The 26,639-nt window shown below is 53.7% G+C and carries 24 protein-coding genes; 16 read left to right on the top strand and 8 right to left on the bottom strand.

Features of this window, described 5'->3' with window-relative positions; all coding sequences use genetic code 11:
- The first annotated feature begins 287 nt into the window (after positions 1–287).
- Positions 288–1,691 carry a multidrug transporter subunit MdtD gene (gene mdtD / locus AC1MDE_RS11035; protein ID WP_034830079.1) on the top strand — a complete coding sequence of 468 codons (1,404 nt, stop codon included), beginning with the start codon at positions 288–290 and terminating at the stop codon, positions 1,689–1,691.
- On the opposite strand, the gene rbsR is transcribed toward mdtD, so the two are convergent.
- From rbsR to AC1MDE_RS11000, 7 genes are all read right to left on the bottom strand, one after another.
- Complete coding sequence (gene rbsR, locus AC1MDE_RS11030) at positions 1,688–2,671, bottom strand: ribose operon transcriptional repressor RbsR (protein WP_097118537.1); 984 nt, start codon at positions 2,669–2,671, stop codon at positions 1,688–1,690. The two genes, mdtD and rbsR, sit on opposite strands and share 4 nt — an antisense overlap.
- A gap of 13 nt (positions 2,672–2,684) precedes the next feature.
- Positions 2,685–3,614 carry a ribokinase gene (gene rbsK / locus AC1MDE_RS11025; protein ID WP_479414852.1) on the bottom strand — a complete coding sequence of 310 codons (930 nt, stop codon included), beginning with the start codon at positions 3,612–3,614 and terminating at the stop codon, positions 2,685–2,687.
- 64 nt (positions 3,615–3,678) lie between these two features.
- Entirely contained in the window at positions 3,679–4,554 is an 876-nt protein-coding gene (gene rbsB / locus AC1MDE_RS11020) for a ribose ABC transporter substrate-binding protein RbsB (RefSeq protein WP_034830075.1), read from the bottom strand.
- 27 nt (positions 4,555–4,581) lie between these two features.
- Positions 4,582–5,553 (bottom strand): ribose ABC transporter permease, encoded by a 972-nt coding sequence (gene rbsC / locus AC1MDE_RS11015; RefSeq protein WP_034830072.1) that lies wholly within the window; start codon positions 5,551–5,553, stop codon positions 4,582–4,584.
- Entirely contained in the window at positions 5,550–7,058 is a 1,509-nt protein-coding gene (gene rbsA / locus AC1MDE_RS11010; RefSeq protein WP_034830070.1) for a ribose ABC transporter ATP-binding protein RbsA, read from the bottom strand. Before rbsA ends, rbsC begins: the two co-directional genes overlap by 4 nt.
- Before the next feature lie 7 nt (positions 7,059–7,065).
- Positions 7,066–7,485, bottom strand: a complete 420-nt coding sequence (gene rbsD, locus AC1MDE_RS11005; RefSeq protein WP_034830068.1) for a D-ribose pyranase — start codon at positions 7,483–7,485, stop codon at positions 7,066–7,068.
- Between the two features lie 170 nt (positions 7,486–7,655).
- Complete coding sequence (locus AC1MDE_RS11000; protein ID WP_034830066.1) at positions 7,656–8,051, bottom strand: YgiW/YdeI family stress tolerance OB fold protein; 396 nt, start codon at positions 8,049–8,051, stop codon at positions 7,656–7,658.
- A 171-nt stretch (positions 8,052–8,222) separates the two neighbouring features.
- Between AC1MDE_RS11000 and qseB the strand changes: the two genes are divergently transcribed.
- Together qseB and qseC are read left to right on the top strand one after the other, a co-directional pair.
- Entirely contained in the window at positions 8,223–8,885 is a 663-nt protein-coding gene (gene qseB, locus AC1MDE_RS10995; RefSeq protein ID WP_058961689.1) for a quorum sensing response regulator transcription factor QseB, read from the top strand.
- Positions 8,882–10,213: a quorum sensing histidine kinase QseC gene (gene qseC / locus AC1MDE_RS10990; protein WP_058961690.1), complete on the top strand. Its 1,332-nt coding sequence runs from the start codon at positions 8,882–8,884 to the stop codon at positions 10,211–10,213. The genes qseB and qseC overlap by 4 nt, the downstream gene beginning before the upstream one ends.
- Positions 10,214–10,225: 12 nt before the next feature.
- Here qseC and kup read toward each other — a convergent pair whose 3' ends face one another.
- Entirely contained in the window at positions 10,226–12,094 is a 1,869-nt protein-coding gene (gene kup / locus AC1MDE_RS10985; RefSeq protein ID WP_034830061.1) for a low affinity potassium transporter Kup, read from the bottom strand.
- Between the two features lie 299 nt (positions 12,095–12,393).
- On the opposite strand from kup, the gene ravA reads away from it, so the two are divergent.
- From ravA to atpA, 13 genes are all read left to right on the top strand, one after another.
- On the top strand, positions 12,394–13,890 hold the full coding sequence (gene ravA / locus AC1MDE_RS10980) for an ATPase RavA (protein ID WP_034830059.1): 1,497 nt from the start codon (positions 12,394–12,396) through the stop codon (positions 13,888–13,890).
- A complete protein-coding gene (viaA, locus tag AC1MDE_RS10975) occupies positions 13,887–15,347 on the top strand; it encodes an ATPase RavA stimulator ViaA (RefSeq protein WP_058961691.1) in 1,461 nt (486 codons plus the stop codon). Before ravA ends, viaA begins: the two co-directional genes overlap by 4 nt.
- A gap of 66 nt (positions 15,348–15,413) precedes the next feature.
- The gene (gene ovoA / locus AC1MDE_RS10970; RefSeq protein WP_480344558.1) at positions 15,414–17,540 is read left to right on the top strand and encodes a 5-histidylcysteine sulfoxide synthase; all 2,127 of its coding nucleotides are present in this window, start codon (positions 15,414–15,416) and stop codon (positions 17,538–17,540) included.
- A 107-nt stretch (positions 17,541–17,647) separates the two neighbouring features.
- Positions 17,648–18,109: a transcriptional regulator AsnC gene (gene asnC / locus AC1MDE_RS10965; RefSeq protein ID WP_034830053.1), complete on the top strand. Its 462-nt coding sequence runs from the start codon at positions 17,648–17,650 to the stop codon at positions 18,107–18,109.
- A 155-nt stretch (positions 18,110–18,264) separates the two neighbouring features.
- Entirely contained in the window at positions 18,265–18,705 is a 441-nt protein-coding gene (mioC, locus tag AC1MDE_RS10960; protein ID WP_058961693.1) for an FMN-binding protein MioC, read from the top strand.
- 441 nt (positions 18,706–19,146) lie between these two features.
- Positions 19,147–21,036 carry a tRNA uridine-5-carboxymethylaminomethyl(34) synthesis enzyme MnmG gene (gene mnmG, locus AC1MDE_RS10955; RefSeq protein WP_058961694.1) on the top strand — a complete coding sequence of 630 codons (1,890 nt, stop codon included), beginning with the start codon at positions 19,147–19,149 and terminating at the stop codon, positions 21,034–21,036.
- 47 nt (positions 21,037–21,083) lie between these two features.
- The gene (gene rsmG, locus AC1MDE_RS10950) at positions 21,084–21,701 is read left to right on the top strand and encodes a 16S rRNA (guanine(527)-N(7))-methyltransferase RsmG (RefSeq protein WP_038643976.1); all 618 of its coding nucleotides are present in this window, start codon (positions 21,084–21,086) and stop codon (positions 21,699–21,701) included.
- Positions 21,702–22,414: 713 nt separating this feature from the next.
- Positions 22,415–22,795 carry a F0F1 ATP synthase subunit I gene (gene atpI, locus AC1MDE_RS10945; protein ID WP_034830047.1) on the top strand — a complete coding sequence of 127 codons (381 nt, stop codon included), beginning with the start codon at positions 22,415–22,417 and terminating at the stop codon, positions 22,793–22,795.
- 8 nt (positions 22,796–22,803) lie between these two features.
- Positions 22,804–23,622 (top strand): F0F1 ATP synthase subunit A, encoded by an 819-nt coding sequence (atpB, locus tag AC1MDE_RS10940; RefSeq protein WP_034830046.1) that lies wholly within the window; start codon positions 22,804–22,806, stop codon positions 23,620–23,622.
- Positions 23,623–23,672: 50 nt separating this feature from the next.
- On the top strand, positions 23,673–23,912 hold the full coding sequence (gene atpE, locus AC1MDE_RS10935; protein ID WP_003849523.1) for a F0F1 ATP synthase subunit C: 240 nt from the start codon (positions 23,673–23,675) through the stop codon (positions 23,910–23,912).
- A 107-nt stretch (positions 23,913–24,019) separates the two neighbouring features.
- On the top strand, positions 24,020–24,490 hold the full coding sequence (atpF, locus tag AC1MDE_RS10930) for a F0F1 ATP synthase subunit B (RefSeq protein WP_480344557.1): 471 nt from the start codon (positions 24,020–24,022) through the stop codon (positions 24,488–24,490).
- A 14-nt stretch (positions 24,491–24,504) separates the two neighbouring features.
- The gene (gene atpH, locus AC1MDE_RS10925) at positions 24,505–25,038 is read left to right on the top strand and encodes a F0F1 ATP synthase subunit delta (RefSeq protein ID WP_034830043.1); all 534 of its coding nucleotides are present in this window, start codon (positions 24,505–24,507) and stop codon (positions 25,036–25,038) included.
- 14 nt (positions 25,039–25,052) lie between these two features.
- Entirely contained in the window at positions 25,053–26,594 is a 1,542-nt protein-coding gene (atpA, locus tag AC1MDE_RS10920; RefSeq protein WP_058961695.1) for a F0F1 ATP synthase subunit alpha, read from the top strand.
- Positions 26,595–26,639: the final 45 nt, after the last annotated feature.

Genomic DNA, 26,639 nt, shown 5'->3' with positions numbered 1-26,639 from the left:
TTTCTTCACTCCCTGCTGAGCCGTCTGCGTTGCCGCTTTGCCGTCTCAGTGGTGGCGCATTATAGGGAGTTATTCGGGGCTGACAAGGGTTTATTGCAAAAAATTGACTGAGCGCTACTTTTTTAACCGAACAGGCTAAAAACAGACATTTCTCGATCAATAATCAGTCAAAAGCGCCCGTTTGGCGGCACAAATCAGCGTCACGCGTATAAGCACCAATGCTATTCTGTTAGTCCAACGCCGTTTTCTTTGTTGCAGACTGAACAATTATTAAAGAAGGACTTTCAATGATTCGCTCCGCGCGCAGTATGGCCGGCTTGCCCTGGATCGCCGCAATGGCGTTTTTCATGCAAGCCCTCGATGCCACCATCCTCAATACTGCGCTTCCTGCTATCGCCACCAGTCTCGACCGATCCCCTCTTGCCATGCAATCTGCTGTGATCAGCTATACGCTCACTGTCGCCATGCTGATCCCGGTCAGCGGCTGGCTGGCCGATCGCTTCGGCACGCGCAAAGTCTTTATCGTGGCCGTTTCACTATTTACGTTGGGGTCTTTAGCTTGTGCACTCTCGGGCTCGCTGAGCATGCTGGTTATCTCACGCATTATCCAGGGTGTTGGTGGCGCGATGATGATGCCGGTCGCGCGCCTGGCATTGTTGCGTGCTTATCCACGCAGTGAATTGCTGCCGGTACTTAACTTTGTGACCATGCCGGGATTAGTCGGACCGATTCTGGGGCCGATGCTCGGTGGCTTGCTGGTCACCTACGCCAGCTGGCACTGGATATTCCTGATCAACATTCCCATCGGCATCGCGGGCATCTTCTATGCACGTAAATATATGCCGGATTTCACCACGCCTAAGCGCCGCTTTGATTTTGGCGGCTTCATTCTGTTTGGCTTAGGTCTGGTGCTGATATCCGTCGGTATCGAACTGTTCGGAGAGCGTATCGTGTCGCCGTGGCAGGCGGTGCTGGTGCTGTTAGCCGGTGTCGCGCTATTGCTTCTATATATAGTGCATGCACGCCGCCATCCTGCACCGCTGATCAACTTACCGATGTTTAAGACCCGAACCTTCTCGGTCGGCATCATTGGTAATATCGCGGCACGTCTGGGCACGGGTTGTATTCCGTTCCTGATGCCGTTGATGTTACAGGTGGGCTTTGGCTATCCCGCATTGATTGCCGGATGCATGATGGGCCCGACGGCGATTGGCTCGCTATTAGCCAAATCCACCGTGACACAAGTGCTGCGTCGCTTCGGTTATCGTAAAACGCTGGTCGGTATTACCATCATCATCGGCATTCTTGTCGCCAGCTTCTCACTGCAAACACCGGGTGAAAGTGTATTAATGCTGTTAGCCGCGCTGTTTGTATTAGGTATGGCGATGTCGACACAATTCACCGCGATGAACACCATCACACTGGCCGATTTGAATGATGAGAATGCCAGCGGTGGTAACAGCGTGCTGGCCGTAACGCAGCAGGTATCGATCAGCTTTGGCGTGGCCGTCAGTGCGGCGGTACTGCGTTTCTATCAGGATTTCGAGAGCACAACCGTGCAGCAATTCCACGCCACCTTCCTGACGATGGGCGTGATCACCGTGCTGTCCGCGTTTGCTTTCCTGATGCTGCGTCCCGGCGATGGCCGCAATCTGATTGCTAATCGCGAGAAAAAGAAGAAAACCGCTTAAACCGAACCGCGTTCCACCAGCTCCGGCGTCAGTACCAGCGTTTGCTGGCTGGCGTCTGGATCGCTCATACGATGAATCAGCGTATCAATCGCCAGTTCGCCCAGTTCATCCTTGGGCTGATGGATGGTACTAAGCGGTGGTGTGAGATAACGTGCCAGTTCGATATTGTCATAACCCATAACCGCGATATCTTGCGGCACGCGTAATCCCGCCTGGAATAGCGCGTGATATACGCCCACTGCCATCGCATCGTTACTGGTGAAAACCGCTTCGGGTAGCAACTCAAGGGTCAGTAGCTGGTTCATCGCATTAAACCCACCCTGAAATTCGAAATCACCGTCGACCACATAGCCGGGCAACACCGGTAATCCACTGTTGGTCATCGCTTTATGGAAACCTTCCAGACGCAAACGCGCCGGAGTTTTATCCTGCGGACCGGCAATACAGGCAATACGCGTGTATCCGCGATCGATCAGATGCTGCGTTGCCAATTCACCGCCCAGCAGCGCATTATCCTGAATGATGTCGCCACGCCCTTCAAACGGCGCCCAGTCCATCATCACCATGGGTACGGACGGATAACGATTGAGGATCTCCGCAGAGGGAAGGTGCGTCTCGGTGCACATCATTAATAAGCCATCGACACGCTTTTGCATCAGCGTTTCGAGGCTGCGATTCATGCGCTCTTCATCGCCTTCGGTATTGCACAGAATCAGACTGTATCCGCGCTCGTAGCAGCTATTTTCTACGCCGCGTACCACTTCTGAATAAAACGGGTTACTGCTGGCCGTCAGTAACATGCCAATAGTGCGGGTTTGGTTGATTTTCAGGCTGCGTGCCAGCGCGGAGGGCGCGTAATTCAGCTCACGGATTGCCTGATCCACTTTTTCCCGCACCTGTTCGCTCACAAAACGATTGTTATTGATGACGTGGGAAACAGTGGAAGTGGAGACGCCCGCCAGGCGGGCGACATCTTTCATGGTCGCCAAAGGCTTAACCCTGTTGCTGCAGGAAGTTATCGATCTCAGTGCGCCACGGCACTGAGGGCTGCGCACCCGGACGCGTCACCGCAATTGCGGCGGCGGCATGGGCAAAACGCACGGCATCATGCATTGCCACACCTTCCAGACGCGCGGTAATAAAGGCGCCGTTAAAGGTATCGCCCGCTGCGATGGTGTCGATAGCCTGCACGGTGAAGCCCGGAATACGCACGCCTGCGCCCTGCTCGCTCAACCACACACCACGACGACCTAAGGTAATCAAAACGGTAGAGATGCCTTTATCATGCAACGCCTGCGCCGCACGTGCTGCATCTTCATCACTTTTCACCGCGATGCCGGTCATAATTTCGGCTTCGGTTTCGTTCGGTGTGATGATATCGATTAAGGCCAGCAGCTCATCAGACAAATGTGTGGCAGGCGCTGGATTCAGAATCACTTGCGTGGCATTGGCACGCGCAATCTTCGCTGCCGCCAACACGCTTTCCAGCGGCGATTCCAACTGCATCAGCAAGGCCTCAGCATCAGCAATCACTTGCTGATGGCGATCGACACAGGCTGGCGTCAGCGCCGCGTTAGCACCGGAATAGATGCCGATATTATTTTCACCTTCGCCATTCACGAAGATCATCGCCACGCCGGTGGCTTCGTCTGCCACGATTTCTACCGGAGCAGTATCAATACGGTCCTGCTGCAGCTGCTGGCGAATACGTTCGCCAATGTCATCTGCACCTACACAGGCAATAAAAGCGATATCCGCGCCAGCACGACCGGCCGCCACGGCCTGGTTAGCCCCTTTGCCACCAAAGGCAATCTGATACTGTTTGCCGATCACCGTTTCGCCCGGACGCGGAAAATGGGTGAGGTTCAGAATGTGGTCGGCATTGATGCTGCCAAGTACCGCCAGTTTTGCACTTGTGTTCATAGGGAGTGATCCAGAAAGTTGCGCCACCAGGACGGTGGCGCGTTGCCATGCTTTTCTTTGTTTTTTATTTGGTGACCAGCTTCAGGTCAACTGGATTAACCGACTGTACTTTTTCGCCTTTCAGCACTTTATCTGCAGTGTCCACACCAATCACGCCAATTTTATCAGGCATCTGCGCCACTGTGGCGGTCAGTTTACCGGCTTCTACCGCTTTCACACCGTCAGCGGTACCGTCAAAGCCCACCACCAGTACATCGGTTTTACCGGCAGTCTGCAGCGCACGCAGTGCGCCCAGCGCCATTTCGTCGTTCTGAGCAAATACAGCCTGTACATCCGGATGCGCCTGCAGCAGGTTCTGCATCACGTTCAGACCTTTAGTACGGTCGAAATCTGCTGGCTGGCTCGCCAGGATATTAAATTTGTGCGCATCAGCAGCCTGCTTGAAGCCTTCGCCACGCTCGCGCGCTGCGGAAGTCCCGGCAATACCCTGCAGCTCGATGATTTTTGCGCCATCGCCCAGTTTCTTCGCGATGAAGTCACCGGCCATTTTGCCGCCGAAGCGGTTGTCAGAAGCCACGTGGCTCACCACGGTGCCTTGTGCCGCCACGCGGTCCAGGGTGATCACCGGAATGTTGGCCTGGTTGGCCATCTTCACGGCGTTACCCACGGCATCAGAATCCGTTGGGTTAATCAGCATCAGCTTGGTGCCACGCACAGTCAGATCCTGTACGTTCGCCAGCTCTTTCGCCGGGTTATTCTGCGAATCCAGCACCACCAGGTTATAACCCAGTTTGTCGGCTTCTTTCTGTGCGCCATCTTTCAGAGACACAAAGAACGGATTATTCAGCGTTGATACAACCAGCGCAATGGTGTCCTTAGCCATCGCGCCAGCACTGAGGGTGGCGCCAAGGATGACGGCCAATGCAGTTAACTTTTTCATTTATAGAGTCCTGTGTGAAGGTCAGAGTTATTTGCTGCTTTTGTTATCCACCAGCACCGCCAGCAGAATGACAACGGCTTTAACAATCATTTGGTAGTAAGAAGATACGCCCATCAGATTCAGGCCGTTGTTCAGGAAACCCAGGATCAGCGCGCCAATCAGCGTGCCCATAATGCGACCTTTGCCGCCCGCCAGGCTGGTTCCGCCTAAGACCACCGCCGCAATCGCATCCAGTTCATAACCGGTACCTGCCGTCGGTTGCGCAGAGGAAAGCCGCGCGACTTCGATGGTGCCCGCCAGCGCCGCCAACAGACCACACAGCGAATAGACGATGATTTTGACGCGGTTAACATTGATGCCTGACAGACGTGTCGCCGCTTCATTGCCGCCTAACGCATAGATGTAACGACCGAGGCGCGTGTGATGCAGCATGTACCACGCCAGCGCGAACACCACTGCCATCAGCCACACCGGCGTTGGGATACCCAGCGGACGGCCAATACCGAACCAGCCGAACAGATCGGCGTTATCACTGAAACCGGTGTTGATCGGGCTACCGTTGGTGTACACCATGGTCACGCCGCGCAGCAGCAGCATCATGACCAGCGTGGCGATAAACGCCTGCACCTTGCCGCGCGCCACAATCACGCCGGTAATACCACCAATCGCCGCACCCAGCGCCAGCGAAGCCGCTACTGCCACCAGCGCATTCACTTCCAAACCGACAATCGAGGCGGCGACCGCACCGGTGAGTGCCAGCAGCGATCCCACCGACAGATCAATACCCGAAGTCAGAATCACCAGCGTCATGCCGACGGCCATAATGGCGTTAACCGAGGTCTGCTGCAGGATGTTGAACATGTTGGCAACGGTGAAGAAGTTCGGGCTTTGGCTCGCCACCACGGCAATCAGCACGATCAGCGCAATCAGCGATTTCTGCTCCAGCAGCCAGGCTTTGCTAAACCAGCGACGGCTGGCGGGTAAGGTTTGGGTGCTCATACAACTAACTCCTCGCTGTGTTGCTTACCGACTGCCGCCGCCATCAGGGATTCCTGGGTAGCCTGCTCACGGGAAAATTCGCCACTCAGATGGCCTTCATGCATCACCAGGATGCGATCGCTCATGCCCAGCACTTCCGGCATTTCCGATGACACCAAAATGATGCTCAGCCCTTCGGCTTTAAACTGGTTAATTAACTGATAAATCTCTTTTTTCGCACCCACGTCCACGCCACGCGTCGGCTCATCCAGAATCAGTACGTTCGGGCGCGTCATTAATCCGCGCGCAATCGCCACTTTCTGCTGATTACCCCCCGACAGCAGGCCAATCGGCTGCTCCATTGACGGGGTTTTAACGTTGAACAAACGGATGAAGTCGCCTACTGCCAGTTGTTCTTCACTGTGTTTCAGATTACCGGTGGCATGGCTGAAATAGCGCAGCGCGGTCAATGACATGTTCTCTTTCACCGACATGCCGAGCACCAGGCCATCGCGCTTGCGGTCTTCTGAGATGTAGACGATGCCGTTGGCCAGACCGTCCTGAGGTGATCGGGTAATAATTTCGCGACCGTTGAGCGTAACGGTGCCGTTGCTGCGAGGCAGTGCGCCGTACAGCACTTTCATCAGTTCCGTCCGTCCCGCGCCCATTAAACCGGAAATGCCAAGGATTTCCCCTTTGCGCAGGTTAAAACTGACGTTATCCACGCCCGGCCCGCTGAGATTTTTAACAGTTAAACGAATATCGCCCGGTGCCTGATCAATATGCGGATATTGATCTTCCAGCTTACGGCCCACCATCATCTCGATCAGACTCTCTTCGCTGAGATCGCTCACCGCGCGCTCGGCAATAAATTGCCCGTCACGAAACACGGTGACATCATCGCAAATCTCGAAGATCTCTTTCATACGGTGCGAGATATAAACAATGCCGCAGCCCTGCGCTTTCAGTTCATTGATGACGCGGAACAGCGACAGGGTTTCGGTATCGGTCAGCGCATCGGTCGGTTCATCCATAATGATGACCTTCGACTCGAAGCTAAGCACTTTGGCGATCTCAACCATCTGCTGATCGCCAATCGATAAATCGCCCACCAGCTTATGGCTGTTGAAGCGCAGGTTCAGACGATGTAATAAGGCATCCGCCTCGGCGTACATCCGGTTCCATTCGATGCGGCCAAAGCGGTTAACAAATTCGCGACCGAGGAAAATATTCTCTGCAACGGTCAATTGCGGAATCAGGTTGAGTTCCTGATGAATAATGCCAATGCCCGCTTCCTGCGACGCTTTCGGTCCAGAAAAAGCCACATCCTTGCCCAGCCACTGCAGAGAGCCCGCATCCATGCTGTAAATGCCGGTCAGCACTTTCATCATGGTGGATTTCCCCGCGCCGTTTTCACCCACCAGCGCCATCACGCGCCCCGGATAAACAGCCAGCGAAGCGCCATTCAGCGCTTTCACGCCTGGAAACGACTTTTCAATCCCTTTGAGTTGCAATAACGGTTGCATAACGACCTCAGAAGGTTACGCCAGCGCTCAGGATGACATTCGCATACGGAGAACACTCTCCGCTGCGAATGACGGCCTGACTACACTGCGTTTCTTGTTTGAACTGTTCATGGCTGGTGTAACGGATGGTGATGACATTCCCCTGGTGCCGTTGCAAGGCATCGAGCACGGCGAGCAGTGCGCTGTGGAGTTGCGGATTGTGTTGCTTGATCTCCTCCGCCATCAGGGCGCTTTCGACTTGCATCTCCTGAGTGACAACATCAACCACCTGTAAAAATTCGGGCGTTCCCGGCGTCAACGCCAGGTCGATTCGCTGTGGTCCGGCCGGAATCGGCAAGCCCGCATCCGCAATCGTCAGCGTATCGGTGTGCCCCAGGCGGGCAATCACATGAGAGAGTTCAGCGTTTAACAAGCGACCTTTTTTCATTTCTTCCACTCCACAGCGAAACGTTTCGCTGAGCGGGAGTGTATTAAATGCGCGCGGCAACTCAATGACGTCATCACGGAAATGTGATCGCCATCGAAACGTTTCGCTTGTGCCGGGAATAATTTGAGTTTGGTGGTGGATGCGAGCCGCCTGAGCGGCTCTGAAGGGTGTTATGGCAGCTTGCGGACCTGCTTAACGTCCAGCTCAATGGAATTAAAGTCCTTATCCAACTCGCCGGTCAGTTCAACCTGATCCTTCGGAGTGATGGTCTGTCCGTGCCAACGCTTATGGTCGATTTCCACTTTCATGTTGCCGCTACCGTCACGAAACAGATAATCCTCATCGCCGATTTGCTTATCGAGATAACCGCGCACGGTGATCCAGCTGTCGTCTTTCATCTCTTCAGCCTGCTTAACGGTCACTACACTGGTGTTATCCGCCTGGAAGCCACCTGCGTGAACCTGAGCCTTTGGCGCACTCGGGTCAACAAATCCCCCCTGTTGTGCGGCCAGAACCGGCGTGGAAGCCAACATAATAATCGCGATTAACGCTGCACTCTTTTTCATTTTTAACCTCTGTTCCATGAATGTGTGGGATACGGAGGCTATTACAGCATAGGGTTCTTAACAGGATCTTAAGGGGTAAAAAAACACGAAAAATAGCCAATCTGCGGCGATTGACGCTGTACAAGCGGATTTTTGCTTCGTATAACGACTCTTGCACTCAAGGAGAAACACATGCGCATATTATTGATCGAGGACGACACGCTGATTGGCGATGGCCTGAAAGTCGGGCTAACGAAACTCGGCTTCAGCGTTGACTGGTTCGTGTCAGGCGAAGCAGGATTTCAGGCTTTATCGGCCGCACCCTGGGATGCCGTGGTACTGGATCTTTCGCTGCCCGGGCGCGATGGGCTGGAGATCCTGCGTCAATGGCGTGAGCAGGGCGCAGATGTACCCGTGCTGATCCTCACCGCACGCGATGCGCTCGATCAGCGCATACAAGGATTACAGTCAGGCGCTGACGACTATTTGTGTAAGCCCTTCGCGCTCGCTGAAGTCGCCGCGCGTTTACAGGCGCTGATTCGCCGCCGTCATGGACAACTACAGCCCGAGTTGAAACACGGCAAGGTGGTGATGTCGCCCAGCAGCCACAGCGTCTGGATTGACGGCGAAACCATCAGCCTGAAGAGCCGTGAACTGGCGCTGCTGGAGCTGTTTATGCGCAATCCAGGTCGCGTGCTAACCCGCAGCCAGCTGGAGGAAAAACTCTATAGCTGGGATGACGATGTCTCCAGCAACGCAGTAGAAGTGCATATTCATCATCTGCGCAAAAAGCTCGGCACAGCGTTTATTCGTACCGTTCACGGCGTGGGTTATACACTCGGTGCGGCAGAATGAGTCTGTTTCTACGACTCGCCATCGGCTTTGTGCTGCTGATTGCGCTGTGCGGTGGAGTGGCCAGTTACAGTGCCTGGCATCAGACCCGCGACACCGTTAATGAGCTATTCGATACCCAGCAAATGCTGTTTGCCAAACGCCTGCTGTCACTCGATCCCACCAGCTTGCACGCCGCCTCACTGCCAAAAACCAAATCCATTTTGCGCCATCACCGCGGCGATCAGGATGATGATGCACTGGCGTTTGCCATTTTCCGTGCGGACGGCCAGCCGTTGCTTAACGATGGCGAGAACGGGCGCGATATGCAGTTTGATGATAAGCGTGACGGTTTTCGCGAGGGTCGTCTGCGCGGCGACGATGAGAGTTGGCGACTGCTTTGGCTGACTTCTGCTGATAAACAATATCGCGTGGTAGTGGGCCAGGAGTGGGAATACCGCGACGATATGACGCGCGATCTGGCACTGGCGAGTTTGATGCCGTGGCTTTACGCCATGCCCTTTATGCTGCTGATGCTGCTGGCATTGGTGTGGTTCGAATTGCGCCCGCTAAAGCGCCTGACGGCATCACTCCAGTTGCGAGCACCTGATGACGCCACACCGCTCGACGAAGCACGCTTGCCCAAAGAGGTGCAGCCGTTGGTGGCGGCATTGAACGGGCTGTTTCACCGTATGGCGCAACTCGTGCAGCGCGAGCGCCGTTTTACCTCCGATGCGGCGCACGAACTGCGCAGTCCGTTAGCTGCACTGCGTGTGCAGAGTGAGGTGATTCAGCTGGCGGATGATGACGAAGCAATGCGCAAACGGGCATTGCAGCAGCTTGATAGCGGCATCCAGCGCGCCACACGGCTGGTGGATCAACTCTTAACGCTATCAAGAGTGGAAGCGGACGATCTGCGCAGCGAATTTCAGCCGGTGCCACTGGCACCGCTGCTGCAAAAGCTTCTGATAGAACATTTTCCACAGGCCGAGGCGCAGCAGATGGATCTGCAATTGCATGCACAGGCCGAACCGGTGATGAACGGTCATCCTCTGCTGTTGAATTTGCTGATGCGTAACCTGCTGGATAACGCGCTGCGCTATGCGCCGCCGGGCAGCCAGATTCAGTTCACGTTAAACGCGCGGGCGATAATTATTGAAGATAACGGATCAGGCGTTAGCGATGAGCAACTTGCGCGCCTTGGTGAGCGTTTCTGGCGACCGCCGGGGCAAACGCAAACGGGCAGCGGTTTAGGAATATCGATTGTGAAAAACATTGCGCAACTGCACGGTATTCGCATTGCATTCAGCCATGTGCAGCCTCAAGGCTTGCGCGTCACCTTGAGCTGGTGACGCGCTTAATCCTTAAATCTCGACTTGCGTGCCCAGCTCGATCACGCGATTAGGCGGGATTTCAAACTGATCCGGCGCACGCAGCGCATTGCGTTGCAGTGCAAGGAACAGTTTGCCGCGCAGACGCAGATACCACGGGCGATCGCCAATAATCAGCGATTCATGGGACATGAAGAATGAGGTTTCCATCATGCGGCAGTTGAGACCTTCCAGCCCGCAGCGGTGGAAAATTTCTTCCACGTTCGGGGTTTCACGCCAGCCGTAACTCGCCACCACGCGCCAGAAGGTGGGCGATAACTGTTCGATGGTAACGCGACGCACGTTATGCACGTAAGGCGCATCCTCAGTACGTAGCGTCAGCAGTACCACACGCTCATGCAGCACTTTGTTGTGCTTGAGATTATGCAGCATGGCAAAAGGGATCACGTTCAGGGCACGCGACATATAGACTGCGGTGCCCGGCACGCGTACCGGCGGAGATTTCTCCAGCGAAGCGATCATCGCTTCAAGCGAATTGCCGTGCTCATGCATACGACGCAACAGGCGGAAGCGCTCGCTTTTCCAGGTGGTCATAACGATAAACATCATCAGTGCCAGGGTCAGCGGCAGCCAACCGCCGGAGAACACTTTGACCAGGTTTGCCGAGAACAAGGACACGTCAATACATAGCATGCCAATCAGAATCAGCACCACCAGATAACGGTTCCAGTGCCAGTTCTGAATTGCCACCGTGGAGCAGAGAATCGCAGTCAGCACCATGGTGCCGGTTACCGCGATGCCGTAAGCCGCCGCCAGGTTACTGGAGTGCTCAAAGCCAACAATCACGATCACCACGGAGAAGTAGAGCAGCCAGTTGATCACCGGAATGTAAATCTGACCCGATTCTTCTTCCGAGGTGTGCACGATACGCATCGGCGGGAGATAGCCTAAACGCACCGCCTGACGTGTTAAGGAGAACACACCAGAGATCACCGCCTGCGAGGCGATAACCGTGGCCAGCGTAGCAAGAATCAGCATGGGAATCAGCATCCAGTCTGGCGCCAGCAGGAAGAAGGGGTTTTTGATCGCTTCGGGATGTTTAAGTAGCAGCGCGCCCTGACCAAAGTAGTTCAGCACCAGCGAGGGCAGCACCACGATAAACCAGGCAAGACGAATCGGGAATTTGCCGAAGTGACCCATATCCGCATACAGCGCTTCCACACCGGTAATGGCCAATACCACCGCGCCGAGCGCAAAGAACGACACCGTTTTGTACTGGATAAAGAAGTGCATCGCCCAATACGGGTTCATGGCATGCAGCACATCAGGGTTACTGATGATGCTACGCGCGCCCAGCACGGCCAGAATGATAAACCACACCAGCATCACCGGCGCAAACAGCTTACCCACGATGCCGGTACCGTGCTTCTGAATCACAAACAGCAGCGTCAGCACTGCAATCGCAAGCGGAACGATATATGCATCCAGGCTCGGTGCCGCAATCTCCAGCCCTTCAATCGCCGACAACACCGAGACGGCGGGCGTGATTACCACTTCACCATAGAAGAAGCTGCCACCAATCAGCCCCATGATGACAAGAATCGCCGTCGCACGTGCACCGGTATTGCGCCCGGCCAGTGACATCAAGGTCAGGATCCCGCCTTCACCGGCGTTATCGGCACGCATCACGTAACTGATGTACTTCAGTGACACCACTAAAATCAGCAACCAGAAGATCAGCGAGAGAAAGCCAAATACCGCTTCGCGTTCTACGCCAAAGCCGAACTGACCGGAGAGACATTCACGCAAAGTATAGAGCGGGCTGGTACCGATATCGCCATACACCACGCCAATCGCGGCGAGTGTGACTGCGCCAAGGGACTGCTTCTTATCCGAGCTCATAAGTTGTCTTTTGTTGGAGCCGATGAGGCACTTGCCTACCGCTCAGGCCATCAAAAAGCGCACAGTATGCACATATTCCCAAAAAAACCTACTCTTACAACATGTCATCATGACGTCAGCGAGGCGGTTTTTCGCCGAAATTAGGCGCCAAAAACCGTCTGAAGCAGCGAGTTCTCTCGCCTCAACCTTCTGAAACAAAAAAGCTGACGGCTATCAACGCAATCAAGCATGATAACCAGTAGAGTATTGCGCTCGCCAGAATATGACGGCTCCAGGATCAGAAGGACAATGATGTGATTATGGCTCAACCCCATCTTTTGGCAGAAAGAATTTCTCGCCTGAGTAACGCCCTGGAGAAAGGGCTGTATGAACGGCATCATGCGATCCGCCTTTGCTTATTAGCTGCACTCAGTGGCGAGAGCGTATTTTTGCTGGGGCCGCCCGGCATTGCCAAGAGCTTGATTGCCCGCCGCCTGAAATACGCCTTCCAACACGCCCGCGCCTTTGAATACCTGATGACCCGTTTTTCTACCCCTGAAGAAGTGTTTGGCCCGCTGTCGATTCAGGCGTTAAAAGATGAAGGTCGTTATCAGCGATTAACCAAAGGCTATCTGCCGGATGCCGAAATCGTCTTCCTTGATGAAATCTGGAAAGCCGGCCCGGCGATATTGAACACCTTACTCACCGCCATCAACGAACGCCGCTTTCGCAATGGCGACAGCGAAGAAAAGATTCCGATGCGCCTGCTGGTGACCGCTTCCAACGAATTGCCGGAGGCCGATAGCGGGCTGGAAGCCTTGTATGATCGCATGTTGATTCGCCTATGGCTGGATAACGTGCATGAGAAGCAGAACTTCCGCAGCATGCTCACCCACCAGCAGGACGAAAATGATAATCCGGTGACGGAAGCGCTGCGCATCAGTGATGAAGAGTATCACCAGTGGCAGAAAGGCATCAGCCAGGTCTCCTTACCTGATCATGTGTTTGAGCTGATTTACCAACTGCGTCAGCAACTGGAGAATTTGCCCAGCGCACCTTACATTTCCGATCGCCGCTGGAAAAAAGCGATTCATCTGCTGCAGGCCAGTGCGTTTTACAGTGGCCGCGTGACCATTGCGCCGATCGATCTGATTCTGCTCAAGGATTGCCTGTGGCATGACGTCGCATCGATGCAGCTATTGGATCGCGAAATTGATGCTTTGATGACCCAGCACGCCTGGCAACAGCAGGCGTTGCTGCACAAACTGCAGCAGATCAAAGCACGTCGTCTCGCCTTGCAACAGCAGCAGAGCGTGGCACAAGCGCTGACGCTGGAGAAACACAGCGGTATGTTTAGCCGCAAACCCCATTACGAATTGCCTGCTGCCATCAGCGATGAACAACTGACGCTCATGCTGCAACAGCCGTTAACGCTGCACGACATGCAAGTGACGCATGTGCTGATTGCCCGTGAAGCCTTAACCCAGTGGCTGATTAAAGGCGGTGAAATTCGCGGCAAACTGAATGGCATTGGTTTTGGCCAGACGCTGGATCTGCTGGTGGACGCGCATCACTGCCTGACGCTACGCGATGTCAGCCTGCAATCCACACGCTTAACGTTGCCCGGAGCCAGCAACAGTAGCGACATGCCGCAGGAAATCCAGGATGAATACGAAGCGCTGGATACCCAGCTCCGCGCCCAGCGCACGCTGTTTAGCCAGCACCAGCGCTGCTTGTTTATCAGCGATGACTGGCTGGCACGTATTGAAACCAGCCTGCAGGATGTGGCAGAACAGCTGAAACAGGCGCGTAAATGATCTCACTGGAGACGCTGAGCACGCTGTTATCGATTGGCGAAACGGAGTTAATCGAAGAGTTGATTCTGGCCCTGCTCGCGTCGCCACAGCTGGCGCTGTTCTTTGAAAAATTTCCGCGCATGAAACAAGCCTTAATGCGCGATTTACCCCGCTGGCGCACTGAAATCGCGGAACAGATGAAAACCACACCGGTGCCGGAAGCGCTGGCGCAGGAGTTTCAGCTGTTTCAGCAAATGCAATTGATCAGCACGCAGGATTTCAGCCACCAGCTTCCCCACATCATGTCGCAGCTAAAAAACCTGCCGTCGCCATTTCTCGAAGAAGCCAGCAAACTGCTGCTGCACAACGAAGCTGAACAACTGAGCAATGCTCAGCACACGCTGTTTTTGCAACGCTGGCGACTCAGCCTGACGCTGCAAACGCTCACGCTCAACGAAACCCTTCTTGAGGAGCAGCGCGAACGTCTGATGGCCGAGCTGCAGCAACGGATGGCAATCAGTGGCCAGCTGGCGCCAATCCTTACCGACGATGATGAAGCCGCAGCCGGACGTTTGTGGGATATGAGCAAAGCGTCACTTCAGCACGGTGATTATGAGCTGATTGTGCAATATGGCGATTTCCTCGCACAACAGCCGGAATTAATGAAACTGGCGCAGCAGTTGGGCCGCAGCCGCGAAGCCAAATCGGTGCCGTCGCAGGATGCACCGCTGGAAGAATTTCACCAACTGGTGCGCGAGCCCGATCATGTGCCGGAAGAGGTCAGCGGCATTCATCAGAGCGACGATGTGTTGCGCTTGCTGCCGCCCGAACTGGCTGCCTTGAGTATTAGCGAGCTGGAGCTGGAATTTTATCGTCGCCTGGTGGAAAAACGCCTGCTGACTTACCAGTTACAAGGTGATGCCTGGCACGAGAAAGTCACACTGCGCCCGGTCAGCCACCAGCAACATGAAGCGCAGCCGCGCGGCCCTTTTATTGTTTGTGTCGATACATCAGGCTCGATGGGCGGATTTAACGAGCGCTGCGCCAAAGCCTTCTGCCTTGCGCTGTTAAAGGTGGCATTAGCCGATAAGCGCCGCTGCTACATCATGCTGTTCGCTCACGAAGTGATTGGCTACGAACTCACTGCCGATAGCGGCATTGAGCAGGCTATCCGTTTTCTTAGCCAACGTTTTCGTGGTGGCACCGATCTGGCGGCTTGCCTTGCTGCGGTGGTTAAACGTATGGAGGGCAGCGTCTGGGATGAGGCCGATGCGGTGATCGTGTCGGATTTTATCGCCCAACGTTTACCGGATGACACCATCAACGCTATCAAGCAACGCCAGCGCCATCATCAACAACGTTTCCACGCGGTGGCGATGTCGCTTCACGGTAAACCGGGCATTCTGCGTATCTTCGATCATATCTGGCGCTTCGATACCGGACTGAAAAGCCGCCTGCTGCGCCGCTGGAAACGCTAATTCATCTGGCAGAAATGCTTATTTGCTATAGTGAATAGTTCGCACACTGAGCATCTGGAGCATCTTGTGAACACCGCCCAACTTCCTGCACCGACCCGCACTTTGCAGCTCTCCGGCCAAAACGCCGAACAAAAACGGAGCGAGCTGCTGGCGTATTTCACCCAAACCTGGGAGCTGTACGAAAGCCTGTTTGATTGCCTTGCCGACGAACGCGCGTATTTCAACAAAGCGATCTCATTACGCCATCCGCTGATCTTCTACTTTGGCCACACCGCTACGTTCTATATGAATAAGCTGATGGCGGGTCGCTATCTGGACAACCGCGTGGACGATCGCATCGAAGCCATGATGGCAATCGGCGTGGACGAGATGAGCTGGGACGATCTCAACGACAGCCATTACGCCTGGCCGACGGTCGAAGAGGTGCGTGACTACCGTGGAAAAGTCAAAAACCTGGTGAGCGAGTTTATTCGCACCATGCCGCTGGAACTGCCGATCACCTGGGAAAGCCCGGCGTGGGTGATATTGATGGGCATTGAACATGAGCGTATCCACCTGGAAACCTCCAGCGTGCTGATCCGCCAGCTTCCGATCGAATGGGTAAAACCGCAGGCGCATTGGCCGGTTTGTCCGCAGGCGCGCCACGATCGCGCATCGGTTCCGGATAACTCGCTGATTGCGATGCCTGGCGGTCGCCTGCAACAAGGCAAAACGGATGACACTTACGGCTGGGATAACGAATACGGCAATCAGGTAACTGAACTCAAACCATTTAAGGCCAGTAAAATGCTGGTCAGCAACGCCGAGTTCTATCGCTTTATCGCCGCTAATGGCTATCAGGATCAACGCTGGTGGGATGAGGAAGGCTGGGGCTGGCGTGAATTCTCTGGCGCGCAGATGCCCACCTTCTGGGTGGGTGACATATCGCAACCCGATCAGCTGAAACTGCGCTTAATGGCTGAAGAAGTCGCTCTGCCGTGGGACTGGCCAGCGGAAGTGAATCAGCTTGAAGCCGCCGCGTTTTGTCGCTGGCTGGCGGAAGAGACGGGTAAATCTATTCAACTCCCTTGTGAAGCCGAATGGATGCAGCTACGCGAACAGGTGAGCGGCGATCAGCCCGACTGGATCGAGGCGCCCGGCAATATCAATCTGGCCTATTGGGCTTCATCCAGTCCTGTGGATCGCTTTGCGCAGGGCGAGTTTTTCGACATTGTTGGCAACGTCTGGCAGTGGACCACAACGCCAACTAACGGTTTCGAAGGTTTCAAAGTTCATCCGCTGTATGACGATTTCTCAACGCCGACCTTTGATGGCAAACACGCGCTGATTAAAGGTGGCAGTTGGATTTCCACCGGCAACGAGGCGTTAAAATCGGCTCGTTATGCCTTCCGTCGTCATTTCTTCCAGCACGCCGGTTTCCGCTATGTGGTCTCCTCACATGAAGAGACCATGGCACTCAATCCGTATGAAACGGACAGCATGGTGTCACAATATCTCGATTTCCAGTACGGACCGGGCTACTACAACGTGCCGAATTACGCCGTGGCGCTGGTGGAAAAACTGCTGCCGCACTGCAAGCAACGCGGTGTGGCTCTGGACCTCGGCTGCGCGACCGGCCGTGCCAGTTTTGAATTGGCACGCCATTTCGCGACGGTTACTGGCATGGATTATTCCGCGCGCTTTATTGATGTGGCGCTGCAGCTGACCTCCGGTGAGGACTTCCGCTATGTGGTGCCGGAAGAGGGCGAGCTGGTGGAATATCGCCAGGTGCGTCTGAAGGACTTTAATGTTAGTGACGAGCAAGCGGCACGCATTCAGTTTGTGCAGGGCGACGCCTGTAATCTTAAACCGCAGCCGGATCGTTACGATCTGGTATTGGCTTCAAACCTGATCGATCGTCTGCGTCAGCCAAAACGTTTCCTGCAGGACGTCATCCCGATGATCCGCTCTGGCGGGCTTTTGGTGCTTTCGTCGCCTTATACCTGGCTGGAGGAATTCACGCCGAAGGAGAACTGGCTGGGCGGCGTGCGTGAGAACGGTGAAGCTTTGACGACCTATCAGGCATTGCAGCGTTTGCTGCGTGATGCCTTTGAAGAAGTGGTGCCGCCGCAGGATGTGCCGTTTGTGATCCGCGAGACGGCGCGCAAGTATCAACATACCGAAGCGCAGCTCACAATCTGGCGTAAGCGATAAAAAAGCGTGCAGACTGCGGCTACCACGCGGTCTGCACCTTGCCTGCACTGCTAATTTGCTGCACATTCTCCACTGTTCATAGAAGAAGAACTTAAAGAGGATGGATGATGGCAGAACAACTGCAACTGGATAACCTTGATCGCGGCATTCTCAATGCGCTGTTGGAAAACGCGCGCACCGCATATGCCGAGCTGGCCAAACAGTTTAATGTCAGCCCCGGCACCATTCACGTACGCGTAGAAAAAATGCGCCAGGCAGGCATTATCCTGGGCACTCGTGTTGAAATCGATCCTCGTCAGTTGGGTTTTGATGTCTGCTGCTTTATCGGCATCATTCTGAAAAGCGCCCGCGATTATCCCGCAGCACTCAGCAAGCTGGAGGCGCTGGATGAAGTGGTAGAAGCCTGGTACACCACCGGCCACTACAGCATCTTTATTAAGGTGATGTGCCGATCCATCGATGCACTTCAGCAGGTGTTGATCAACAAGATCCAGACCATAGACGAAATCCAGTCCACCGAAACCCTGATCTCGTTGCAAAACCCGATCATGCGTACCATCAAGCCGTAATTCCCTCTCTTTCCTGTGCACAACCTTTTCCCAGGCGGATCACTTGTGTGATGCGCCTTGTCGCCTGATGCTTTCTGTTATTAACCCTGTTTTCCACAGGTGGATCACGGCTTGATCACAGCGTACAATGCTCGCCTTTAGTGCGGGAGAAGATCATGGCCGATATTACCTTAATCAGTGGCAGTACCCTTGGCAGCGCCGAATACGTCGCCGAACATCTGGAAGCAAAACTGCAGGAAGCGGGCTTTTCAACCGAGGTGCTGCACGGGCCAGAGCTGGACGAGCTGCCACAGGAAGGGATCTGGCTGATTGTGACTTCCACGCACGGTGCGGGCGAACTGCCAGACAATCTGCTTCCTTTATATGAAGCCTTGCAGGAGACGCAGCCGGATCTTACCGCGGTACGTTATGGCGCAGTGGGTATCGGCAACCATGAATATGACCTTTTCTGCGGTGCCATTAAGCTGCTGGAAGATCAACTCAACCAGTTAGGCGCCAAACGCATTGGCGATCGCCTGGAGATCGACGTTCTCGAACATGAGATTCCTGAAGATCCGGCTGAAGTGTGGGTCGAGACCTGGAAAACGCAGATTTAAGACGATCTTTGCCGGTTGGGGATCGGGAAAAGTGAACGATCCCCAGTTTATTTCGCTGTTTTATTGTTTTTTTTATGCCATTGTCTGTGGATAACACAGCCTTAATCTTGCGTATAACCGGTAGTTATCCCAATAACAACCCGTGGTGCTTTTTTCGGCTGTGTATAAGTCGCCATTTAGATCCCAGCTTATACGGATCAGGATCACCGATCATTCACAGCAAGCGATCCTCTCTAATCCTCTGTTAATGCTTTGCTTTTCGGGGTTATCAACAGACCCTGACGATCCTAATAAGAGATCTAACAGAGAGATCATATAAAAGAATAAAGATCCTTTCTTTTAAACCGCAGGATCCCGCGGCTTTCGCAGTCGACAGAATTTCAGTAGAATCCACCGCCCAGGGCAACGATCCCTGTCCGAACATTAACGAGGACCCACTTCATGTTTTATCCAGATCCTTTTGACGTCATCGTAATCGGTGGTGGTCATGCGGGCACAGAAGCCGCGATGGCCGCTGCCCGAATGGGTCAGCAAACGCTGTTACTCACCCATAACATTGATACGCTTGGACAAATGTCCTGCAACCCGGCGATTGGTGGCATTGGGAAAGGACACCTGGTGAAGGAAGTGGATGCCTTAGGCGGTTTGATGGCGACAGCAATTGACCAGGCCGGTATTCAGTTTAGGATACTAAACGCGAGCAAAGGCCCTGCTGTGCGGGCAACGCGTGCGCAAGCCGACCGCGTGCTCTATCGCCAGGCAGTACGTACGGCGTTGGAGAACCAGCCGAACCTGATGATCTTCCAGCAGGCCGTTGAAGATCTGATTGTGGAGAACGATCGCGTCGTCGGTGCTGTCACGCAGATGGGCCTGAAATTCCGTGCCAAAACTGTGGTGCTGACAGTCGGGACATTCCTTGACGGCAAAATTCATATTGGTCTGGATAACTACAGCGGTGGCCGTGCTGGCGATCCGCCATCCATTCCACTGGCGAAACGCCTGCGTGCTTTGCCGCTGCGCGTAAATCGTCTGAAAACTGGTACGCCGCCCCGTATTGATGCACGCACCATAGATTTTTCGGTGCTGACACCGCAGCATGGCGATACGCCAATGCCGGTGTTCTCGTTTATGGGTAATGTTTCTCAGCATCCGCAACAAGTTCCATGCTGGATCACCCATACCAACGAACAAACGCACGATGTGATCCGCAATAACCTCGATCGCAGCCCGATGTATGCCGGGATCATTGAAGGGATCGGACCACGTTACTGCCCATCGATCGAAGACAAAGTGATGCGCTTTGCCGATCGTAATGCGCATCAGATCTTTCTTGAACCGGAAGGGCTGACCAGCAACGAGATCTACCCGAACGGTATCTCCACCAGCTTGCCGTTTGACGTACAGATGCAGATCGTCCGTTCGATGAAAGGTCTGGAGAACGCGAAGATTGTGCGCCCAGGCTATGCCATCGAGTACGATTTCTTCGATCCGCGTGATCTGAAGCCGACGCTGGAAAGCAAATTTATCCACGGCCTGTTCTTTGCCGGTCAGATTAACGGCACCACCGGTTATGAAGAAGCTGCGGCGCAGGGCTTGCTGGCCGGTTTGAACGCTGCACGTGCCTCAGCAGACAAAGAGGGCTGGGCGCCGCGTCGCGACCAGGCTTATCTCGGTGTGCTGGTTGACGATCTCTGCACGCTCGGCACCAAAGAGCCGTACCGCATGTTTACCTCGCGCGCGGAATATCGTTTGATGCTGCGTGAAGACAACGCCGATCTGCGTTTGACAGAAAAAGGTCGCGAGTTGGGTCTGGTCGATGATGCGCGTTGGGCGCGTTATAACCAGAAGCTGGAAGCGATTGAGCAGGAGCGCCAGCGCCTGCGCGATCTGTGGGTACATCCGAAATCAGACAATGTGGGCGAAGTGAATAGCGTCATCAGTGCGCCACTGACGAAAGAAGCCAGCGGTGAAGATCTGTTGCGTCGCCCGGAAATGACCTACGAACTGCTGATGACGTTACCGAGTTATGGCCCGGCATTATCTGACGAGCAATCTGCAGAGCAGGTTGAGATTCAGGTGAAGTATGAAGGGTACATTGCACGCCAGCAGGAAGAAATTGACCGCCAGCAACGCAACGAAAACACCTTACTGCCTGGCGATCTCGACTATCGTCAGGTTAATGGCTTGTCGAATGAAGTGATCGCCAAACTCAACGATCACAAACCTACCTCCATTGGGCAGGCCTCGCGTATTTCAGGCATTACACCAGCAGCTATCTCCATTTTGCTGATTTACCTGAAAAAACAGGGCCTGCTGCGTAAAAGTGCCTGATCGACCCTGGGGCGAGGTCACTCGCCCCCGTTTATGGAACGTTCCTTGTGATTAACAAACTCTCCCAGCTGCTCGATGCGGCAAATATTTCACTTACCGATCAACAAAAACAGCAGCTCGTCGGCTATGTAGAATTGCTGCATAAGTGGAACAAGGCGTACAACCTGACATCGGTGCGCGATCCGCAGCAGATGCTGGTGCGCCATATTCTCGACAGCGTGGTCGTCGAACCGCATTTACAAGGCGAGCGCTTTATTGATGTGGGCACCGGGCCGGGTCTGCCAGGGATTCCGTTAGCCATTGTCCGTCCGCAGGCGCATTTTACGCTGCTGGATAGCCTGGGAAAACGCATCCGTTTCCTGCGTCAGGTACAACATGAGTTAGGGCTCACTAACATCACCCCGGTACAAAGTCGTGTGGAAGAGTTCCCCGCAGAACCACCGTTTGATGGCGTTATCAGCCGTGCCTTTGCTTCGCTGGAAGACATGCTGAACTGGTGTCATCATTTACCGGGCACCTCAGGCCGCTTCTACGCATTGAAGGGGGTGCGTCCGGATGATGAAATTTCAGCCTTGCCTGCGGGCTTTGTGGTGGAGAAGATTGAATCACTGCATGTGCCAGAACTGGATGGTGAACGTCATTTAGTGGTGCTGTCTCGCCAATAGCCATAAAGAAGGTGCGGATTTAACACCAACCGCACCTTTAGTCAGTGAAAACGTCCTGAATAAAAAAACAGCAGTTGAACACTTTTAGTCAAAAGCTTTTATTCGGCAGGGCAGGGTGAGACAGTTAACAAGCGCCACGGAAATTATCCGAAAAGCTCTGTTACATTTAACGAACATTTCACATTTCATTATCAGTTAGATCACTTTATTGGCTGTATTTACCTGCGCAAATAGTCACGTCAGAAAATATAACTCTGCAATAAATCGGCGTGCGTAATATCAGTTTTACGTTTTTATTGCGATGTACGATGTCAATAGAGTGTTTTTATCGAAAATCATGACATGATACCGGATGGATAATTCTATCGTCATGATAAAAAACAGCTTTCATCACTTTTGAAATCTTAAAATTCATGCTTAAAACAAATTCATTCGCCAGGCTATTGCCTATAATGTGATCTGAAGCACGCTTTAAAAGCAAGCCAACAAGGCAATTTCAGCGATTTAGCTGAGTCATAGTGGAAGGTGATGTTTTGAAAAATAGCCCTCCAGAAAGAAATTTAAATAATTGTTCACCTTTTCGCTACTTACCGATTGAAATCGCAGGTGGCGCCCGTATAATTTGCACGGCTTTTGCTGCTTGACTCAAATGAGTAAAGGCAGTCTTATACGACACGCGACATACCCCGTTCGGGGCAGGAGAGTTCAACGCCATGTCAGTGTCTCTTTACAGTGTGAAATTAGCCCGGACCGTGCTGGTGATCCAGCTGGTGACGTTTGTCATCATCGGTGCACTCTTTACTCTGAAAGATGTTATCTGGGGCGCCTCCGCCATCGCGGGTGGAGCGGCAGCCTGGCTGCCGAATGTGTTGTTTATGTTTTTAGCCTGGCGCCTGCAGGATCAAACGCCTGCCAAAGGTCGTGTGGCCTGGAGCTTCGCCCTCGGTGAAGTGTTGAAGGTCTTCACGACAGTCATTCTTCTCATGGTGGCGTTAGGTGTGTTTGGAGCGGTCTTCTGGCCTCTCGCAATCACTTGGTTATCGGTGCTGGTGGTGCAGATCGTCGCGCCGGCTGTAATTAACAACAAAGGGTAAGAGGCATCATGGCTGCTGGAGAAATCTCTACTCCGCAAGAATACATAGGTCACCACCTGAATAACCTTCAGCTGGACCTGCGTACTTTCGAGTTGGTGAATCCGCACGACGCTCCTGCGACGTTCTGGGTATTAAATATCGATTCCATGTTTTTCTCTGTGGTACTGGGACTGCTTTTCCTGGTGTTGTTCCGTAAAGTGGCAAAAAGCGCCACCAGCGGTGTGCCAGGGAAACTTCAAGCGGCTATCGAACTGGTTGTCGGTTTCGTTGATAACAACGTTCGCGACATGTACCACGGTAAAAGCAAACTTATCGCCCCGCTGGCTCTGACAATTTTTGTCTGGGTCTTCCTGATGAACTTCATGGATCTGCTGCCTATCGATTTGCTGCCGTTTATCGGTGAGCACTATCTTGGCCTGCCAGCGCTGCGCGTTGTGCCGTCTGCAGATGTGAACATCACGCTGTCTATGGCGTTGGGCGTCTTTATTTTGATTCTGTTCTACAGCATCAAAATGAAAGGCATTGGCGGCTTCACCAAAGAACTGACGCTGCAGCCTTTTAATCACCCGATCTTCATCCCAATCAACCTGATTCTTGAAGGTGTTAGCCTGCTGTCTAAACCGGTTTCACTCGGTCTGCGACTGTTCGGCAACATGTATGCGGGTGAACTGATCTTTATCCTGATTGCCGGCTTGCTGCCGTGGTGGTCGCAGTGGGTGTTGAATGTGCCATGGGCCATTTTCCACATCCTGATCATTTCGCTGCAGGCTTTCATTTTCATGGTCCTCACGATCGTCTATCTGTCGATGGCATCTGAAGAACATTGATTTTTTTATCTCAACACTAAGCTTTTAACTGAAACAAACTGGAGACTGTCATGGAAAACCTGAATATGGATCTGCTGTACATGGCTGCCGCTGTGATGATGGGCCTGGCGGCAATCGGTGCTGCGATCGGTATCGGCATCCTCGGAGGCAAATTCCTGGAAGGCGCTGCGCGTCAACCGGATCTGATTCCTCTGCTGCGTACGCAGTTCTTTGTTGTAATGGGTCTGGTGGATGCAATCCCAATGATCGCTGTAGGTCTGGGTCTCTACGTGATGTTTGCGGTCGCCTAAACCTGGTAGCCTTGTTCACTCATGGCACCCGGTGTGATGAGGAACGGATTCTGCCGTTTATCGCTGATAGCGGCAGAGCAAGTTAACTTAATAAGAGGCATTGTGCTGTGAACATTAATGCAACAATCCTCGGCCAGGCCATCGCGTTCATTCTGTTTGTCGCGTTCTGCATGAAGTACGTATGGCCGCCGATCATGGCTGCCATCGAGAAGCGCCAGAAAGAAATTTCTGATGGCCTTGCTTCTGCTGAGCGCGCGAAGAAAGATTTAGATCTCGCGCAGGCCAATGCGACCGACCAGCTGAAAAAAGCGAAAGAAGACGCTCAGGTCATTATCGAGCAGGCGAACAAACGCCGTGCACAGATTCTGGACGAAGCGAAAACCGAAGCTGAGACTGAACGTAACCGCATCGTGGCACAAGCGCAGGCAGAAATCGAAGCCGAGCGTTCACGTGCCCGTGAAGAGCTGCGTAAGCAAGTCGCGTTGCTGGCATTAGCTGGCGCCGAGAAAATCATCGAACGTTCCGTGGATGAAGCTGCTAACAGCGACATCGTTGATAAACTGGTCGCTGAACTGTAAGGAGGGAGGGGCTGATGTCTGATCTGATTACTGTAGCTCGCCCCTACGCCAAAGCAGCTTTTGACTTTGCTGTTGAGCATCAAAGTATCGATCGTTGGCAGACCATGCTGGCGTTTGCCGCTGAAGTGGCTCGCAACGAACAGATGGCAGATCTTCTTTCCGGTGCGCTCGCGCCGGAAGCTTTGTCTGCTTCTTTCAACGCGGTATGTGGCGATCAACTTGATGAACCCGCTCAGAACCTGATTAAGGTAATGGCGGAAAACGGACGTTTGACAGCACTTCCAGCGGTACTGGAACAGTACATCCAACTGCGTGACGCTTATGAAGCGACCGCCGAAGTGGATGTGATTTCTGCCAGTACCCTGAGTGACAGCCAGCTGAGTAAAATCAGCGCCGCGATGGAAAAACGTCTGTCACGCAAAGTTAAGCTGAATTGCAAAATTGACAAGTCTGTAATGGCAGGTGTGGTTATCCGTGCGGGTGACCTGGTCATTGATGGTAGCGTACGCGGCCGTCTTGATCGTCTGGCAGACGTCTTGCAGTCTTAAGGGGACTGGAGCATATGCAACTGAATTCCACCGAAATCAGCGAACTGATCAAGCAGCGCATTGCTCAGTTCAATGTGGTGAGCGAAGCTCACAACGAAGGTACTATTGTTTCTGTAAGTGACGGTATCATCCGCGTACACGGCCTGGCCGATGTGATGCAGGGTGAGATGATTGCCCTGCCGGGTAACCGTTACGCTATCGCACTGAACCTCGAGCGTGACTCGGTTGGTGCAGTAGTGATGGGCCCGTACGCTGACCTCGCCGAAGGCATGAAGGTTAAATGTACTGGCCGTATTCTTGAAGTTCCAGTTGGCCGTGGCCTGCTGGGCCGTGTGGTGAACACCCTGGGTGCACCGATCGACGGTAAAGGCGCAATCGACAACGACGGCTTCTCGCCGGTTGAAGTGATTGCACCGGGCGTTATCGACCGTCAGTCTGTAGACCAGCCTGTTCAGACCGGTTACAAATCTGTCGATGCGATGATTCCAATCGGCCGTGGCCAGCGTGAGCTGATCATCGGTGACCGTCAGACCGGTAAAACCGCAATGGCAATCGACGCCATCATCAACCAGCGCGATTCAGGCATCAAGTGTGTCTACGTTGCGATTGGCCAGAAAGCGTCAACCATTTCTAACGTGGTACGTAAGCTGGAAGAACACGGCGCGTTGGCTAACACCATCGTCGTTGTGGCTTCTGCTTCTGAATCCGCTGCACTGCAATACCTGGCGCCATACGCCGGTTGCGCAATGGGTGAGTACTTCCGTGACCGCGGTGAAGATGCCCTGATCGTATACGATGACCTGTCTAAGCAGGCTGTTGCTTACCGTCAGATTTCACTGCTGCTGCGCCGTCCACCAGGTCGTGAAGCATTCCCAGGCGACGTGTTCTATCTCCACTCTCGTCTGCTGGAGCGTGCATCACGCGTAAGCGCTGACTACGTTGAGCGTTTCACTAACGGTGCTGTGAAAGGCCAGACCGGTTCTCTGACCGCGCTGCCAATCATCGAAACTCAGGCGGGTGACGTTTCTGCGTTCGTTCCGACCAACGTAATCTCGATTACTGATGGTCAGATCTTCCTGGAATCGAACCTGTTCAACTCCGGTATTCGTCCAGCCGTTAACCCGGGTATCTCTGTATCCCGTGTTGGTGGTGCTGCACAGACCAAGATCATCAAGAAACTGTCCGGTGGTATCCGTACCGCTCTGGCACAGTATCGTGAACTGGCTGCGTTCTCTCAGTTCGCATCCGATCTGGACGATGCAACGCGTAAACAGCTGAGCCACGGTCAGAAAGTGACCGAGCTGCTGAAACAGAAACAGTATGCGCCGATGTCTGTCGCGCAACAGGGTCTGGTGCTGTTTGCTGCTGAGCGCGGCTTCCTGAACGACGTTGAACTGGCGAAAATCGGCAGCTTCGAAGCCGCTCTGCTGGCGTTCGCAGACCGCGATCACGCCGAGCTGATGGCTGAAATCAACCAAGCGGGCAACTTTAATAACGAAATCGAAGAGAAGCTGAAAGGCCTCCTCGAAACGTTTAAAGCAACCCAGTCCTGGTAATGTCTGGCGGCTTGTCTGAAAAGGCAGGCCGCAAGGCTTTGAGGA

It is taken from the genome of Pantoea folii (assembly GCF_056678875.1).
The sequence above is the reverse complement of the archived record's forward strand: the minus strand, read 5'-3'. Positions and strand labels throughout refer to the sequence as shown.